The organism is Nonomuraea sp. NPDC052265, from assembly GCF_044547985.1.
Classification (GTDB): domain Bacteria; phylum Actinomycetota; class Actinomycetes; order Streptosporangiales; family Streptosporangiaceae; genus Nonomuraea.
Genome location: NZ_JBIUBJ010000036.1, coordinates 1 through 16,265, shown reverse-complemented (window position 1 = coordinate 16,265; position 16,265 = coordinate 1). Strand labels below are relative to the sequence as shown.

General features: G+C 72.0%; 16 protein-coding genes and 1 pseudogene. 11 read left to right on the top strand and 6 right to left on the bottom strand.

Features of this window, described 5'->3' with window-relative positions; translation table 11 throughout:
* Positions 1-6: 6 nt before the first annotated feature.
* Complete coding sequence (locus tag ACIHAD_RS46275) at positions 7-630, bottom strand: TetR/AcrR family transcriptional regulator (protein ID WP_397361230.1); 624 nt, start codon at positions 628-630, stop codon at positions 7-9.
* A 173-nt stretch (positions 631-803) separates the two neighbouring features.
* The gene (gene vanY-N / locus ACIHAD_RS46270) at positions 804-1,376 is read right to left on the bottom strand and encodes a D,D-peptidase/D,D-carboxypeptidase VanY-N (protein WP_397361229.1); all 573 of its coding nucleotides are present in this window, start codon (positions 1,374-1,376) and stop codon (positions 804-806) included.
* Between the two features lie 191 nt (positions 1,377-1,567).
* Between vanY-N and ACIHAD_RS46265 the strand changes: the two genes are divergently transcribed.
* The 3 genes from ACIHAD_RS46265 to ACIHAD_RS46255 are packed head-to-tail and all read left to right on the top strand — an operon-like array spanning position 1,568 to position 4,234.
* Positions 1,568-2,242: a response regulator gene (locus tag ACIHAD_RS46265; protein ID WP_397361261.1), complete on the top strand. Its 675-nt coding sequence runs from the start codon at positions 1,568-1,570 to the stop codon at positions 2,240-2,242.
* Between the two features lie 7 nt (positions 2,243-2,249).
* Complete coding sequence (locus ACIHAD_RS46260) at positions 2,250-3,755, top strand: ATP-binding protein (protein WP_397361228.1); 1,506 nt, start codon at positions 2,250-2,252, stop codon at positions 3,753-3,755.
* A complete protein-coding gene (locus ACIHAD_RS46255) occupies positions 3,752-4,234 on the top strand; it encodes a hypothetical protein (RefSeq protein WP_397361227.1) in 483 nt (160 codons plus the stop codon). Before ACIHAD_RS46260 ends, ACIHAD_RS46255 begins: the two co-directional genes overlap by 4 nt.
* A gap of 315 nt (positions 4,235-4,549) precedes the next feature.
* Here the strand turns inward: ACIHAD_RS46255 and ACIHAD_RS46250 are convergent, their stop codons facing one another.
* A complete protein-coding gene (locus ACIHAD_RS46250; protein ID WP_397361226.1) occupies positions 4,550-6,028 on the bottom strand; it encodes an MFS transporter in 1,479 nt (492 codons plus the stop codon).
* Positions 6,029-6,093: 65 nt separating this feature from the next.
* On the opposite strand from ACIHAD_RS46250, the gene ACIHAD_RS46245 reads away from it, so the two are divergent.
* The gene (locus ACIHAD_RS46245) at positions 6,094-7,062 is read left to right on the top strand and encodes a helix-turn-helix transcriptional regulator (RefSeq protein WP_397361225.1); all 969 of its coding nucleotides are present in this window, start codon (positions 6,094-6,096) and stop codon (positions 7,060-7,062) included.
* Between the two features lie 80 nt (positions 7,063-7,142).
* On the opposite strand, the pseudogene ACIHAD_RS46240 reads toward ACIHAD_RS46245, so the two are convergent.
* A pseudogene (locus ACIHAD_RS46240) lies at positions 7,143-7,214 on the bottom strand (hypothetical protein); the annotation flags it as partial.
* Positions 7,215-7,290: 76 nt separating this feature from the next.
* On the opposite strand from ACIHAD_RS46240, the gene ACIHAD_RS46235 reads away from it, so the two are divergent.
* From ACIHAD_RS46235 to ACIHAD_RS46210, 6 genes are all read left to right on the top strand, one after another.
* Positions 7,291-8,187 carry a siderophore-interacting protein gene (locus ACIHAD_RS46235; protein WP_397361224.1) on the top strand — a complete coding sequence of 299 codons (897 nt, stop codon included), beginning with the start codon at positions 7,291-7,293 and terminating at the stop codon, positions 8,185-8,187.
* A 7-nt stretch (positions 8,188-8,194) separates the two neighbouring features.
* Entirely contained in the window at positions 8,195-9,025 is an 831-nt protein-coding gene (locus ACIHAD_RS46230; RefSeq protein WP_397361223.1) for an ABC transporter ATP-binding protein, read from the top strand.
* A gap of 8 nt (positions 9,026-9,033) precedes the next feature.
* Complete coding sequence (locus ACIHAD_RS46225; RefSeq protein WP_397361222.1) at positions 9,034-10,005, top strand: ABC transporter substrate-binding protein; 972 nt, start codon at positions 9,034-9,036, stop codon at positions 10,003-10,005.
* Positions 10,002-12,050 carry an iron ABC transporter permease gene (locus tag ACIHAD_RS46220; RefSeq protein WP_397361221.1) on the top strand — a complete coding sequence of 683 codons (2,049 nt, stop codon included), beginning with the start codon at positions 10,002-10,004 and terminating at the stop codon, positions 12,048-12,050. Before ACIHAD_RS46225 ends, ACIHAD_RS46220 begins: the two co-directional genes overlap by 4 nt.
* 304 nt (positions 12,051-12,354) lie before the next feature.
* Positions 12,355-12,969, top strand: coding sequence for a hypothetical protein (locus ACIHAD_RS46215; RefSeq protein WP_397361220.1), 615 nt, complete (start codon positions 12,355-12,357; stop codon positions 12,967-12,969).
* On the top strand, positions 12,966-13,421 hold the full coding sequence (locus ACIHAD_RS46210) for an NAD(P)-binding domain-containing protein (RefSeq protein ID WP_397361219.1): 456 nt from the start codon (positions 12,966-12,968) through the stop codon (positions 13,419-13,421). Before ACIHAD_RS46215 ends, ACIHAD_RS46210 begins: the two co-directional genes overlap by 4 nt.
* An 84-nt stretch (positions 13,422-13,505) precedes the next feature.
* Here ACIHAD_RS46210 and ACIHAD_RS46205 read toward each other — a convergent pair whose 3' ends face one another.
* Positions 13,506-14,396, bottom strand: coding sequence for a tyrosine-type recombinase/integrase (locus tag ACIHAD_RS46205; RefSeq protein ID WP_397361218.1), 891 nt, complete (start codon positions 14,394-14,396; stop codon positions 13,506-13,508).
* Positions 14,393-14,893, bottom strand: coding sequence for a hypothetical protein (locus ACIHAD_RS46200; protein WP_397361217.1), 501 nt, complete (start codon positions 14,891-14,893; stop codon positions 14,393-14,395). The genes ACIHAD_RS46205 and ACIHAD_RS46200 overlap by 4 nt, the downstream gene beginning before the upstream one ends.
* 312 nt (positions 14,894-15,205) lie before the next feature.
* Between ACIHAD_RS46200 and ACIHAD_RS46195 the strand changes: the two genes are divergently transcribed.
* A complete protein-coding gene (locus ACIHAD_RS46195; protein ID WP_397361216.1) occupies positions 15,206-15,679 on the top strand; it encodes an NUDIX hydrolase in 474 nt (157 codons plus the stop codon).
* Positions 15,680-16,265 lie beyond the last annotated feature (586 nt).

Below are 16,265 nucleotides of genomic sequence, written 5' to 3'. Positions count from 1 at the left end.
GATGCGTCAAAGGTTGGAGGTGGGCGGCACCGAACGCAGGCCGCGCATGGCGATCTCGACGCCGTGCCGGCCGGCCTCCCACAACTCCTCCTGGGACCGGCCGAGCTGGACGCTGGCCAGGCCCGCCTGCTGGACGGCGCCCATCAGGGCCCCGGTCATCGCGGCCGCGGTGATCGGATCGAGACCGGGGAACGCCTTCAGCAGCTCGCCCGCGACGCGCTGCTGTAGGTCGAGCATCAGGTAGAGCCCCCTGGCCTGGAGCGCCGGCGTGGTCAGGGCCAGCCGGGTCACGCCGGACAGCTCCGCGGCCTCCTTGGCGGGGATCTTGGGCCGGCGGTGGGCGGCGTACCGCTCGACCGCCCTGGCCAGCACCTCGCCAGGGCCCTCCTCGGGGCGGCGGTCCGCGATGGCCCCGACCAGCACGTCGAAGTCCCGCTCCATGTCGACGAAGAGCACTTCGTCCTTGGTGCGGAAGTAGTTGAAGAACGTCTTGGGATCGACGTCCGCCGCCGCGGCGATCTGCGTCACGGTGGTCTGCTCATAGCCCTGTTCCTCGAACAGGGCTATGGCCGCCGACACGATGCGCTGCCGGGTCTCCCGCTTCTTACGCTCCCGCCGCGACTCCTGCATGCGGGCAAATGTACCTGTACTAGAAATTTCCAGCAACTGGAAGTTTTATGGCGTGCCGAGGCCGATCGCCTTGGCCATGGGATCGAGTCCGGCGTCGGTGGGTGATGTCGTTGACCCACGCCATCAGCCGCCGCCCCGAGGCGGGAGGCCAGGTCCGTGACCGCGCACCTGGGTCACCTCCGGTTCCCGTTGTCGCTCGCGTAGCCCACGCCGGGGTGGGGCCGTCGTCGCGGTGGCGTGCCGCCGTACTCCGGGTGGTGCTCGAAGTGCCACCACTCGTTGTCGAACATGCGGTAGAGGTCGTGGCGGGCGCCGTGTTCCTCCAGCCAGCGCGCGCCTTCGTGGGGACGCACGTCCAGGGCGATGCCCTTGACGTGGTTGGACTCCGTCGGCGGCAGAACGAGCATGCGCGCCAGGGCCGGGGAGCCGGTGCGGCGCACCTCCTCCTCGAACATCCGGAGCTGGACCACGGGATCGCGGTACCCCGAGGTGAGGCCGAGGAGCTGGCCGTGCCGCCAGAGCGCCTCGGTGCGCGCCGCGGTGAACGCCGCCAGGGCGCCGTCGGTGAGCCCGGTGAGGTCCTCGGCGGGAAACCGCATCCGTAAGGCCCACCGGCAGGCCAGTTCGCGGGCCCGGCCGGGCCGGCGTACGAGCGCCACGGGCAGCAGGAGCACCGCGAGCACCAGCGTCACCACGGCGAACAGCCGATCCCGGGGACGAGCTGGGATGGTGCGTGGTTCGTTCATGACGAACTACGATTGGCGCCGAATATGCCTGCGTCGTCTGCCGAATGTCACCGTTTGTCGACGGCCACCACGCCGGCCCGACCGTGACACAACCATGACATTGCGCGGACGAAGCGGGGACATGGCCGGTCGACAGTGGACGGAGTTGAGCGGCGAACGAGGTTACGGAGCGTGCTGTGGTAGTCGGCGGCGTGTCGCGCGTGCTGTTGATCGAGGACGACCCGGCCGTGCGGGAGGGCCTTGAGCTGGCCCTGACCCGGCACGGGCATCGGGTGGGCGCCGTGGAGTCCGGCGAGGAGGGGCTGGACCGGCTGCGGGCGGACGTTCCCGACGTCGTCGTGCTCGATCTCATGTTGCCCGGCATGAACGGGTTCGAGGTCTGCCGCCGCATCCGGGCCATCGGGGAGATACCGATCATCATGCTGACCGCGCGCGGCGACGACATCGACGTGGTGGCCGGACTGGAGGCGGGCGCCGACGACTACGTGGTCAAACCGGTGCAGCCCAGAGTGCTCGAAGCGCGCATCCGCGCCGTGCTCCGGCGGATCGGCCGCGACCAGGCGGAACTGGAGCGGCACGGGGATCTGACCATCGATCGCGCCGGGCTGGTGATCACCAAGCGCGGCGCGCCGGTCAGGCTCACCCCGGCCGAGCTGCGCCTGCTGCTGGAGCTCTCCGGCACGCCGGGCCGGGTGCACAGCCGCCAGCAACTGCTGGACTCGGTGTGGGAGCACGGGTATTTCGGTGACTCGCGGCTGGTGGACGCATGTGTGCAGCGGCTGCGCGCGAAGATCGAGGACGACTCGGCGTCCCCCGTCTACGTGCAGACGGTGCGGGGGTTCGGTTACCGGTTCGGGCCGGTGTGAGCCGCCGGTGACGCCTGGGCCGAGCCTGGGGCTGCGCGCCCGGCTGTTGTTCGCGTTCGCGCTGCTGTGTGTGGTCACCACGGCGGCGGTGGCCGGCGGGCTCTACGTCCTGGCCCGCAACGAGATCCTGCAGCGGGCCCAGGATGCCGCGCTCCAGGCGACGAAGGGACGCCTGGAGTCGCTCTTCCCGTTGCGGACGCCGGCTCCGGACCGGACCGAGCTCGGCAGGATCGCCGCCACCGTGGCCGAGAGGAACAGCAGCGCGGTCGCCATCTACCGCGAGGCGTACGCGCAGGCCGGCCCGCCGTCCGGCCCACCGCCGAACGCGCCGGGGAACCCGCCGCCGGGGAGAGGGAGGCCGGAGGGGAACGGGCCGTCCCTGGATCCCGAGGCCATTTCAGCGGACCTGCGGCGGAGAGTGGCCGGAGGCCAGATCGCGTGGCAACGGGTGGTGCGGGAGGGCAGGCCCTTCCTGATCATCGGCGCGCCGCTGGTGATCGTCGAGAAGGACCGGTGGTGGCTGTCCGGCATCGAGGTCTACACCGCGCGCAGCCTGGTTTCCGAACAGCGCAGCATCGACCGGCTCGCCACGCGCGCCTGGCTCATCGGCGGGGCGGCCATGGCGTTCGCGGTCGTCGTGGCGCTGCTGGCCAGCCGCAGCGTGCTGCGCCCGGTGCGCGAGCTCGGCCGGGCGGCCCGCCTGCTGGGCGAGGGCGAGCTGCGGACCAGGATCGCGGTCCGCGGCTCCGACGAGCTGGCCGACGTGGCGCGTACCTTCAACGACACCGCCACGGAGCTGGAACGGCACGTCACGCAGCTGCGTGAGATGGAGGCCGACGCCCGCCGGTTCGTGGCCGACGTGTCCCACGAGCTGCGCACCCCGCTGGCCGCGCTGGCCGCGGTCGCCGAGATTCTCGACGACGAGGCGGCCGAGCTGCCCGAGCCCGCCGGCAGGGCCGCCAAGCTGGTCAGCCAGGAGACGCTCAACCTCACCGCGCTGGTGAACGACCTGATCGAGATCAGCAGGTTCGACTCCGGCGGCGCGGCCCTGGCGCTGAACGAGGTCGACGCGGCCGAGCTGGTGCCCGCGACCCTGCGCGTCCGGGGCTGGTCGGAGTCCGTACGCACCGAGCTTCCCCCCTCGGTGACGGCGAGGCTGGACCCGCGCCGCGTGGACGTCATCCTCGCGAACCTGGTCGGCAACGCCCTGCGGCACGGCGAGCCGCCGGTGTCGGTGCGCCTCTCCGCCGACCCCCACTGGATCACTCTCGAAGTCCGCGACCACGGACCTGGGCTGGACGAAACGGTGCTGCCGCACGCCTTCGACCGGTTCTACAAGGCCAGCGCGGCCAGGACCAGGTCCGAGGGCAGCGGCCTGGGCCTGGCCATCGCGCTGGAGAACGCGCGCCTGCACCGAGGCGACCTCACCGTCACCAACGCCCCGGACGGCGGCGCCCTCTTCACGCTGCGCCTGCCACGCAGGGTTCCCGATCCGGACGGAGCCTCCGCGTGAGGGCCGGGCTCGCCCGCCGCGGGCTCGCCGCGGGCCTCGTGGCGGTCGTCGCCGTGACCGGCTGCGGCGTGCGCCCCAGCGAGGTGATCTCCGTCGGCGAGCCGCCGAGGGGTTCCGTCGCGGTGACCACGACGATCACCCTCTACCTGGTGAAGGACGGCCGGCTCAGCGCCGTGACCCGGCCGAGCGCCCGTCCGATGTTCCGGACGGAGAGGCTCGCGCTGCTGGCGGCCGGACCCACCGCGGAGGAACGGGCGCGCGGGCTCACCACCGAGGTCCCGCCGGACGCCGGCCCGTTCTCGGTGACCGTCAAGGTGCGCGGTCGCGTGGCGCTGAACCCGTCCGTTCCGGGCGGTGACCTGTCGCCCCTGGCCGTACGGCAGATGGTGTGCACGGCCGCAGCGTTGCCTGACAGTCCAGCCCGGATCACCGTCGTCGGGGCACGAACGAGCGTCGACCCCCGCGACTGCCCGAGGTGACGGTCGGACCAGACGGTGACGGACACACGGGCCGGTCAGCGGGCAGCCACAACCTGACCGAGCCCGCGATCCAGCTCGTGCCCGTGTTCGCGCGGCTGGGGACGGGATTCACGATTGACGCGGCGCAGGTTCCTCGCGGTCACCGGCGCCGGTACGGCAGCCGGCGGACTGCTGACGACCAGCTCGACGGGCGGCGCCGAGGTGGCCGGACGGGACCTCGCCCAAGCGGTGCTCGCGGCCTTCTCCCGTGAGCCGCGCCGCCGACGGCGGCCACTGACCGGTCGGGTGCTCGTGACGCGGGCCGGCACCGGTCCTCTACTCGGCGTGCTCGGCCGCGGCCTTCGGAAGTGCGAGCAGCACCAGCGCCGTGATCAGGTAGAGCGCGGCGGAGACGATCAGGACGATGCCGAGCGCGTGACCGTAGTCGGGCAGCGCCGGTGCTCCGGTGGCCGAACCGGTGACGGAGGTGAAGAAGATCGTCCCGAGCGCGGCGATGCCGACGGCGCCGCCGATCTGGTTGACGGTCGAGAGCACCCCACCGGCGGCGCCCGCGTCACGTCCGGGGACGCCCGCGAGGACGACGTTGACGAGAACGGGTGCGGCGAGACCGAGCCCCAGGCCACCGACGGACAGCGCCAGGGCGAGCAGCCAGTATCCGGGATCGGTGCCGTCCTTGACGACGGACCACAGGATGAGGTGAGAGGCCGCGATGGTGAGCGAGCCGGCGACCAGGAGCGTTCTGCCCGCCTTGGCGGCGAGAGCGACGCCGAGGCCGGAGGTGACGATCGAGCCGAGCGCGTACGGGAGGATCACCAGGCCGGTCTCCCAGGCGGATCGGCCGGTCCCGTTCTGGAGGTAGACCGAGAGGGTGAGGAAGTACGACCCGATGCCGCCGAAGAAGAGCACCGAAGCGCTCAGGCCGACCGCGAAGGCGCGGATTCTCAGCAGGGCCGGGTCGAGGACAGGTTCGTCACCGCGTCCGGTGAGGCGGCGCTCGTGGGCGAGGAAGATCGCGAGCACGATGATTCCGGCTGCCAGGAGGGCGTAACTCGCCCAGGTCCACCCCCATGTCCCGGTCTGGATGATCGGCAGGAGCAGGAGAAGGATGCCCGTGGCCGCGAGGAGCGCGCCCGGGAGGTCCGGTCGCGCGGTGGAGGCCGAGCGGGACTCCGGCAGGACCTTCGCGCCGAGGACGAGCGCCAGGATCGAGACGGGCACGTTGACCCAGAAGATCGTGCGCCAGCCCAGGCCGAACAGGTCGATGTCGACGAGCAGCCCGCCCAGCAGCGGGCCGGCGACCGAGGCCAGGCCCTGGACGGCTCCGTAGGCGCCGAACGCCTTGGCGCGCTCGCCTGGAGCGAACGACGCCCGGATGATCCCGAACACCTGCGGGACCATGATTCCGGCGGTCAGTCCCTGCCCGGCCCGCATGCCGATGAGCATCCCGGGATCGGCGGCCAGCGCGCACAGTGCCGAGGTGACCATGAACCCGGCCAGTCCGATCAGGAACAGCCGCTTGCGGCCGTACTGGTCACCGAGCCGTCCGCCGGTGATCAGGCCCGCGCCGAGGGTGAGCGTGTAGGCGGCGATCGTCCACTGGATCTGGGCATCGCCGGCGCCCAGATCTCGGGCCATCGCCGGGGCCGCGACGGTGACGATCGTCGCGTCGAGAAGGTCCATGAAGGAAGCGAAGAGCACCACCGACAGCGCCATGGTCGCGCCGGAACCGGCGATGTGCGTCGGCGATGCCTCGGTGGTGCGGGTGCCCGTTCGCGGGCTCGGTGAACCGGTCATGCCGGCCACCATCGCCGGGATAGTTGCCATCGAGTGGCCGCTAACGGTGAGAGGATCGCAGAATCATGGCTGCCACCTCCGCGCGGACGCTCAAGCTGCTGTCGATCTTCGGGATCGGTGCGACCCTGACCGCCGAAGAGCTCGCCACCCGGCTCGGGACGTCGGTGCGAACCGTGCGTCGTGACATCGGCACGCTGCGGGACCTCGGCTACGAGATCGAGGCCGTCCGCGGGGTGGGTGGCGGGTATCGGCTCGGCCGGGCCACCCGCCTGCCGCCGGTCGTCTTCGACGAAGACCAGGCCGTCGCCACGGCCGTCGCGCTCCAGACCGCGCCGACGGTCCTGTCCGGCATCCGGGAGAACGCGGCCCGTGCCCTCGCCACGCTGCACCGGGCGATGCCCGCGCGCAGCCGCCTGCACGCCGAGGCGTTCACCGTCTCCTCGGCCCGCAACTACTGGGAGTTTCCGGCGCCGCCGATCGACGCCGAGCTCGTCCGCGCCGTGGGCAGCGCGATCAACCGGCGGCACCTCGTTCGCGTGGACTACACCGGCGAGGGCGAACCCGTCACGCTCACGCTGGAGCCGCACGACCTGGTGGTCTGGGCCGCACGCTGGTATCTGGTCGCCTTCGACCCGGACGCCCGCCGATGGCGCGCGATGCGCGTGGACCGCATCCGACCGCACATGCCCACGCACACCCCCTTCGACCGGCGCGACATCCCGCACGGCGATCCCGTCGTCTTCGTCATGACCGCGCACGACCGCGGAGACGCCGCCGCCGAATGGCCATGCCGCGGCTCAGCCGTCCTCGCCCTGCCCGCCTCCACCGTCGCCCGGTTCGCCCCCGGTGGCTCGACGGTCGCGTACGACACCGAGACCACGTGCCGGCTCACCCTCGGCGCATGGTCATGGCCGGGACTGGCGGGACTGCTCCTCACCTTCGACGCCGACATCACAGACATCGAACCGGCCGAGCTCCGGCAAGCCCTGCACTCCGTACGCACCCGGATCACCAAGGCACTCCGCTCCGGCTGACCTGCACAGAAGATCACCCGGTTCCGCCGGTGGGGGCGTCGAACAGTCGCTCCAGGCGGGCGCGGTGGCTCGAGCAGGGCCTGCTTGTTCGAGTAGTACTGGACGGCGCGCAGCGAGACCCCGGCCTCGGCGGCGATCTCACGCATCGACACCGCCCGCAGCCCGGATCAGCGGGTTTCCCGATCAGAGGATTCAATGTAGGTTAGCCTAACCTAACTAAGGAGCTCTGTGGTGGTTGACCCTTTTCGTGCCTTCGATGTCCAGGTTCGAGGGCTGCGGCGGCTGAGCCCGTCGTTTCTCCGCGTGACCTTCACAGGGGATGACCTGCACGAGTTCGCGGACAACGGGTACGACCAGCGCATCAAGCTGGTCCTGCCGGTCCCCGGCGCGGGCGTGACGCGCTTCCCGCGCGGCGCCGGCTGGTTCAAGCAGTGGTACGCCCAGGGCGACGGGCGCAACCCGCTGCGCACCTACACCGTCCGCGCGGTCCGTCCCGAGGCCGGCGAGGTCGACATCGACGTCGTCCTGCACGACGACTCCGCCGGACCCGCCGGACCGGCCGCCCGCTGGGTCGCCGGCGCGGGGCCCGGCTCGCAGGCGGCCCTCTTCGGCCCGAACGGCCTCCACGACGGCTTCCACGGCGGCCTGGAGTTCCGGCCGCCCGCCGGCTTCGGCACCGTGCTGCTCGCCGGTGACGAGACCGCCGTCCCGGCGATCGTCGGCATCCTGGAGCGCCTGCCCGCCCATGTCACCGGCGAGGCCCTGCTGGAGGTGCCGTACGAGGAGGACGTTCTCCCGGCCGTCACCGGGTCGGGTGTGAAAGTCACCTGGCTCGCCCGCGGCGACGCCCCCTGGGGCGCCCGCCTGGAACCCGCCGTGGTGGAGGCCGCCGCCAGGCTGCTCCCCGCAGGCGCGGCAGGCGTCGAGCCCGAGGAGGTCGACGTCGACGCCGAGATCCTCTGGGAGATCCCCGAGGACGGCGACGGCCCCTGCTACGCCTGGCTGGCCGGCGAGGCGGCCGTGATCAAGCGCCTGCGCCGCCACCTGGTCTCGGAACGCGGCATGGACCGCAAGGCCGTGGCCTTCATGGGGTACTGGCGCCAGGGCCGCTCCGAGGACGCGTGAGCCCGCCATGACCGACACCCTGCTCCCAGGCTGCTCCGGCCACGCGCTCACCGGCACCGACCTGTGCCTGGGCTACGCGGGCCGCCCCGTCGTCGACGGCGCCCGCATCAGCCTGGCCACCGGCGCCGTCACCGCCCTGGTCGGACCGAACGGCAGCGGCAAGTCCACCCTGCTGCGCGCCCTGGCCCGGCTGCACCGCCCCGACTCCGGCGAGATCCGGCTGGCCGGCGGCGCCGATGCCCTGGCCCTGTCCGCCCGCGACTTCGCCCGCCGGGTGACGCTGCTGGCGCAGAGCCGTCCCACCCCGACCGGCGTGCGCGTCAAGGACGTGGTCGGCTACGGCCGCCACCCCCACCGAGGCCGCTGGCGCGCGGGCGACCCCGGCGGACCGGCGGCGATCGAGCACGCCATGGAGCTGACCGGCGTGAGCGCCATGGCGGGACGCGCCGTCGACGAGCTGTCCGGCGGCGAGATGCAGCGCGTGTGGCTGGCCACCTGCCTGGCCCAGGACGCCGGCGTGCTGCTGCTCGACGAGCCCACCACCTTCCTCGACCTGCGCTACCAGGTCGAGCTGCTCGAACTCGTGCGCGACCTCGCCGACCGGCACGGCGTGGCCGTCGGCGTCGTCCTGCATGACCTCAACCAGGCCGCCGAGATCGCGGACCGGGTCGTGCTCATCCAGGGCGGCCGGGTCCGCGCCGACGGCGCGCCGCACGAGGTGCTCACCGAGGACCTGCTCACCGAGGCCTACGGCATCCGCGTCGAGGTCACGATCGATTCCCTCACCGGACTGGTCCGCACCAGGCCGCTGGGCCGCCACCTGGCGACGAAAGGCTGAAAGATCCCATGCGTTCCCTCCCGGCGGTCATGGCCGCCATGCTGCTGCTGACCGCCTGCGGCACCACCGAGGCCCCCGCGGCTCCCACGGCCCAGGAGCCGTCGGCCAGTGCCGCCGCCCCGATCACCGTGACCGACGCCCGAGGCGAGCAGGTCACCCTCGACAGGCCCGCGACCCGCGTCGTCGGCCTGGAATGGGGCGAGATCGAGATGCTGGTCGCCCTCGGGGTCCAGCCGGTCGGCGCGGCCGACGTCAAGGGGTACGGCACGTGGGTCACCGCGGCCCCGCTCGCCCCCTCCGTCAAGGACGTCGGCACCCGCCAGGAGCCCAGCGTCGACTCCATCGCCGCCCTCCAGCCGGACCTCGTCGTCATGGAGTCCGACGACTCCGGCCTCATCGGCCAGTTGGAGAAGATCGCCCCGGTCATCGTCGCCAAGGGCAGCGACGCCGCCGCGAACCTCACCCGCTTGAGCGACGACCTCACCACGCTCGCCACCGCCGTCGGCAGGACGAAGGAGGCGACCAAGGTGATGGCCGACTTCGACGCCGCGCTGGCCGACGGCAAGGCCAAGATCGCCGCCTCCGGCTCGGCCGGGCAGAAGTTCATGATGGCCGACGGCTGGAAGGACGGCAGCAAGATCTCCATCCGCCCGTTCGGCAAGGGCGCCCTGGTCTCCGACGTGGCCGAGCGGCTCGGCCTCGCCAACGCCTGGACCGGCGAGGTCGACAAGCAGTGGGGCCTCGGCAGCACCGACGTCGAGGGCATGACCGCGGTCAAGGACGAGAACCTCCGCTTCTTCTACAACGCCTCCGACGGCGTCGACGTCTTCGCCGACCTGGACGGCAACGCCCTGTGGAAGTCGCTGAGCTTCGTCAAGCAGAACCGGATCACCAAACTGCCCGACGGCATCTGGACCTTCGGCGGCCCACTGTCGTGCCGGCAGTACGCCGAAGCCCTGGTGAAGGCCTACGCCGGGTGATCACCGCAGTCGAGGCCCCCGCGACGCCGCTGCGCAGGCTCGGCGTCGCGGGGGCCTTCCTCGTGACCCTGGCCGTCATCACGGCCCTCGCGGCGCTCCACCTGACGCAAGGCACCTCCGACACCGACCTCTTCGCCCTCGACGACCAGGCGATGAACGTGCTGGTCGCCTCCCGGCTGCCGCGTCTGCTGGCGGCGGTCAGCGTCGGCCTCGCGCTCGGCGCGGCGGGCGCGCTGCTGCAGTCGGTCGCCCGCAACCCGCTGGCCTCGCCCGACACCCTCGCCGTCAGCAACGGCGCCTACCTGGCGGTCGTGCTGGCCGCCACCTTCGGCCTGAGCCTGCCTGCCTTCCTGTCCGGCGGCCTGTCCTTCCTCGGCGGCCTGGCCGCCGCCGCCCTGGTGCTCGCCCTGTCGGCGGGCGGCCGGACCGGCACCACCCGGCTGATCCTGGCCGGCTCCGCGACCGCGCTGGCCCTGCAGTCGACGACCACCCTGCTCATGATCCTCTTCCAGGAGGAGAACACCGGCCTGTTCGCCTGGGGCAGCGGCTCGCTCGTGCAGAGCGACCTCGGTGGCGTCACCCAGATGGCCCCGGTCGTCGTGGTGGCGATCGGGGCGGCCGTCGCCCTCGGCACCCGCCTCGACATCGTCGGCCTGGGCGACGACACCGCTGTGGTGCTGGGCGTCAACGTCCGGCGGCTGCGGTTGACCGTCATCGTGCTCGCCGTCATGCTCTCGGCCGCGGCGGTCACCGTCGCCGGGCCCATCGGCTTCGTCGGCCTGTGCGCGCCGGTCATCGTCCGCCTGCTGGCCCGGCGGCTGCCCGAGCTGAGCCGGCACCGTGCCCTGGTGCCGCTCTCGGCGCTGGCCGGCGTGGTCATCCTGCTCGCCTCCGACATCGCGCTGCGATTCGTGCTCGGCGCGCGGGCCGGGGTGGACGTGCCGCCGGGCGTGGTGACCGCGATGCTGGGCGCGGGCGTGCTCATGTGGCTGGCCCGCCGGCACCGCGACGCCGGCCCGGCCAGGCAGCCGCCGACCGTCCGCACCGCCGACCCCGGCCGCGCCGCCTTCGCCGTGATCCTGCTATCCGGTACGGCGCTGCTGATCGGCGCGGTCGTGCTGGGCCTGCTCGGCGGCGACACCTGGCTGCTGCTCGGCGACGTCGCCGACTGGCTGCGGGGCAGGACCGGCAAGGCCCTGACGTACGTGCTCGACCAGCGCTGGCCGCGCGTCGCTGCGGCGGTCCTGGCCGGTGCGGCGCTCGCCGTCTCCGGCGCGGCCTTCCAGGCCGTCTCCCGCAATCCGCTGGCCGAGCCGGGCGTGCTCGGCGTCACCGCGGGCGCCGGCGCGGCGGCCGTCGCGACGCTCACCCTCGTGCCCATGGCCGGGATCGCCGCGGTGTCCGGCGCGGCCGGGCTCGGCGCGCTGGCCGCCTTCGCCCTGGTCTACCTGCTGGCCTGGCGCGGCGGGCTCAGCTCCGACCGGCTCGTGCTCATGGGCATCGGCGCGCACGCGCTGTTCAACGCGGTCACCGTGCTGATCATCGTCAAGTCCGACCCGTGGAACACCGCCAAGGCGCTCACCTGGCTCTCCGGTTCCACCTACGGGCGGGTCCCCGCGCAGCTCCTGCCGGTCGCCGTGGCGCTCGCGCTCTTCCTGCCGCTCGCGCTGTGGCTGCGGCGCGACCTCGACCTGCTCGCGCTGGACGAGGACACGCCCCGGGTGCTCGGAGTGCCACTCGAACCCGTACGGCTGCTCGCGCTGGGCGGCGCCGTGCTTCTCACCTCCACCGCGGTCTCGGCCGTCGGCGTGGTGGGGTTCGTCGGGCTGGTCGCCCCGCACGCCGCCCGCGCGCTCGTCGGCGGCAGGCACGTCCGGCTGCTGCCCGCCGCGGCGGTGCTCGGGGCGGTGCTGGTCAGCCTCGCCGACACGCTGGGCCGTACCGTCATCGCGCCCGCCCAGGTGCCGGCCGGGCTGGTCACCGCGCTGCTCGGCACGCCGTACTTCGTGTGGCTGCTCTGGCGCTCGCGCGCCGGACGCGCCTGAGAACCGGCGGGGCGGGTTACATCGGCTCCCGCCCCACACTTCCAATGCGGGTTCGGGCTTATGCGGGCTCTAGCCCCCTGATACCGCCCTATCGCGTGGGCCGGCGCCCGTGCCGGACACACCCGCGGCCCTTGTCCTGGCCTCATTTGTCGGCTACCTGCACGGCCGGCTACCTGGCCGGACTGCGAACCGGCTTCGCCGCCGCGGCAGCCCTCGCCTTCCTCGGCTGCCTTCTCACCCTTGCCCTGCTGCGCCCGAACCCCTTGGCGACACCGGTCGCCCACCCGGCGGAAAGGCCACACCGTTGAACACCCGCAGCTCCGCGGCCACCACGACGACCGCCATCGCTGGAGCCGTCCTGTTCCTGCTCGGCACGATCCTGCACCCGGCCCGCGACGGCCACGGCATGGCTGTCGCCGTTGACCGATACGGCATCACCCACGCCGTTCAGGCCATCGGCCTGGCCCTGCAAGCAGTCGCCCTGGCGAGGCTGACCCCCGTTCGCCGCCTGTCGGCGCACCACGCCGCGCTGGCCGGTGTCCTCGCCTGGCTCGCGCTCATCGTCTACGACGGCTCCCACAACCCGGTCACCGCCCGATTCGCGCCCGAACTGGTCCACACGTCAGCCGATCTCAGCCCTAGTGGGGCGTTGTTCGTGCTGCCCGGGCTGGTGCTCTTCCCCGCCGGGTACGCCATCCTCGCCACGTCCCTCGTCCGCGGTGGAGCCCGCTGGTGCGCGCTGTTGCTCGGTATCGGCGCGCTCATCTACTGGCTCGGCGGCCTGCTCATCTTCGCGGCCGGCCCGCGTTCGCCGTTCGTCCAGATCCTCGAAGTGATCGGCGCCGGCCTGTACACGGCCGGCTTCGCCCTGCTCGCCCGAACCAGGCTCACCGCACCAGGCTCCGGGCGAGCGTCGTGACCCCCACCGTCACCATCATCGGAGCCGGTCCGGCCGGGTTGGCGGCCGCGGCCGCACTGCGGCGGCGCCGGATCGACCCGGTCATCCTCGAGCAGGGCGACGCGGTGGGCACCTCCTGGCGTCACCGCCACCAAGATCTGCGCCTGAACACCATCCGCTGGCTCTCCGACCTGCCCGGTCTGCCCATCCCCAGACGCGCCGGCCGGTGGGTCGCCCGGGACGACTACATCGACTACCTCGAACGCTTCACCCGGCACACGCGACTCCACGTACGTTGCGGTGTTCAGGCCCGCCGGATCGACCCCGTGGCCGACGGCTGGCAGATCACGACGAACGACGGCCACTACCGCAGCCGGCACGCCGTCGTCGCCACCGGCCACGACCGCGTCCCCACCGTGCCCGAGTGGCCTGGGCGCGCAGGCTTCCAACGGCCGATCCAGCACGGCCCCTGAGCAGCAACCAATCGGCCAGTGGCGGTAGCGGGCCGACGCCAGCAGACCTATCGCCATCCGGCGGTCCGATACAGGTGAGCCGCCCTACGTGAAGACGCGGTCGACGACGGCGGCCTGCTCGGCGGTGCCCGCACGGAAGTACCGGGCCGAGGTGTCGAGGGAGGCGTGGCCGAGCAAGGCCTGGACCTGGGCGACATCGGCACCGCCTTCGCGCAGCCGGGTGGCGTAGGTGTGGCGGAGCCGGTGGGGGCGCAAACCGGGGAGTTTGGCGTCGTCGCCGACGGCCAGGACGACCTGGACGATCCCGGAGATGGTCAGGGCTCCGCGCTGGCCGGTCCACAGCGGGCCGGGCTGGCGGCCGCGGGTGTCGAGCCAGGCGGAGAGGCGGCCCCGGGCGGCCGGTGGGATCGGGAGGGTGCGGACCTGGTCGCCCTTGCCGTGCAGGCGGATCGTGCCGGTGCGGGCGGTGATCGCGATGTCGTCGGCCTCCAGCCGCGCGCACTCCTCCTCACGGGCTCCGGCATACAGCAGGACCGCGATGATCGCCGCGTCGCGGGCGCCGCGGCGGGCGGCGGCGCGTTCGACGGCGCCCTGCTCGGCGCTGGTGAGGGCGTCGGGCTCGCCGGGCTTGGGGACGGTGGCCCGTTTGACGTCGATGCGCAGCCCCATCTGGGCGTACATGAGGGTGAGCGCGGCGATCCCCTGGTTGACGGTGTTGGGCGCGGCCCGCTCCTCGATTCGGCTCCGGCGCCAGGCGGTGACCGCGGCCTCGGCGCCGACGATATCGGCGAAGGCGTCGTCGTGCCCGGCGCCGGGGCCGGCCAGCCACCTCACGTAGGCGGCGGCCTGCCGCTTGTAGGCCTTGACTGTGTTGGCCGACAACTTGCACCGATCGAGGTGGTGGTGCAGAGCGGTCAGCGCCCGGCCCGCGAGGTCGCCGGCACCGGGGTGCAGTGCGACGACCTTGGCGTTCACCGGCCGCTCGCTTCCGGCCCGTGCCCTTCGCCGTTGGGAGCGGCGTCGACCCCATCCAGAAGCGGCGGCAACCCCTGCGATCGGCCGGCGAGGGCGGCGTGGGCGGCGTCTTCGGCGCTCCAGGCGGTGCGCACCTGGGCCAGCAGCGCGCCGTTGCGCTCAAACCCCGCCTCTGCCAGCCTCGCCATCTCGCGGCGCAAGGCGCGGCCGACACGGTCACAGATGGCGCTAGCCGCATCGTGAGCTTGGCGGGCACTGGCGATCCGGGCCGGATCGCCAGTGGCTGTCGCGGCGGCCAGCTCGGATTCCGCCTGCTCGTACCGCTCGTGCAGCGCCTCGTGCTCGGCGACGAGGTCGGCCACCCGGACGCGGGAGACGATGCTCTCGGCTTGGTTGATCGTCACGGTCTCGTTCACCGCTTGATGCGCGGCGTCGGCCCGGTCGAGGAGCGCGTCCACCTCGGGTTGCCCAGTCCGGTGCCGGTCTGGATCCGCCATCGCTGACCCGCTCCCTATTATCCGCTGAGTTTCGCCGCGGCGTTCACGCGCGCGGAGGCGACGTTATCCACTGAGACCCTAGCTCGACTCAGCGGATAATTCGGCTTATCCACTGAGCTGCTGTCACGGGATCTACAGTGGGTGTCGAACAACCTCTGATCTTTCGCTGGGGCCGCTGTCCCGTCTCATCGGAACCGAGGCAGTCTCACCGATCATGAGGCATCCTGCATTCGTCTCACCGGTTCGAGGCAGCCAGCGCTCTGGGGGTCCTGCTCATCCGGGCTCGCCTCGCCTGCAGATGGAGGATCACAGATGGGTGACGTTCTCGCCGTCGACCAAGCCGGGAACCTTCTGACCGCGTTTTACCCGGTCGCAGAGGTGGCTCGCTTCGACGACGGTCCCATGCCGCTGGCGCTGGTGGCGGTGTGGCGCGGTGAAGAGCTACTGCTGGTCTTCAACCGCGGGCGTCGGTGCTGGGAGCTGCCTGGTGGCATGATCGACCCGGGCGAGACACCACGCATGGCGGCTGTGCGAGAGCTGCGGGAAGAGACCGGCCTGAACGTCGCCGACCTCGTGTTCGCCGGACACGCGCGCTTCCTGCTTGGCCCCGAGCGGCGCGTCGAGTACGCGGCCCTCTACACCACGCGCACCAGCGCGCGCCTGGACTTCACCCCCAACGAGGAGATCAGCGCGATCTGCTGGTGGGACGGCATCCAACCTCTTGCTGACCACGTCCAACCGCTGGACGCCTATCTGGGAGAGCTGACCAGGGCCAAGCAGCTGTGAACACACTCTTCCGGAACGGAGAACCGAGACAGCTTCGACTCGATGCGTCTCATCCAATCTGAGGCACCGCAGGTCAGGACTCCTGCCATGCCTCATGATCAACGAGACGGGACAGCCGCCTCCGACAGAGGACGCCGGACACCCAGGTCTCGAGCGATCCGCTGGTTATATGGGGTGTCGAGAGGATGTCAGGCAATGTAAGGCACAGGGTCGTCGGCGAACGTGCCTGACACGTTATCTGGGGTTGTCAGGCACGTTGGTCACCTGGGGCCTGCTCGCGCCTGGCCCCATTACGCAGCGGTGATGAGGTCGAGGGTCGCCACTTACGTGCCAGACAAGACCACGGCCACCTGACCTGTGAAAGAGGCGGCAACCCCGGATATCGGTGGAACGGTCCGGATACCCGGGTGTGATCTTTTCGTGTCAGGCTTCGGCGTCATGAAGCGCATCCTCGCCCTCATTCCCCTGGCCGCAGCCCTGGTGTGCGCTCCGGGTCACGTCCACGGACGTGGTGTATGAATCGATCTTCGCGTGATCCTGTTTTTGCAGGTTAAGCGCTAAGTGTCTGCGGGAGCGGGTTCTGGGC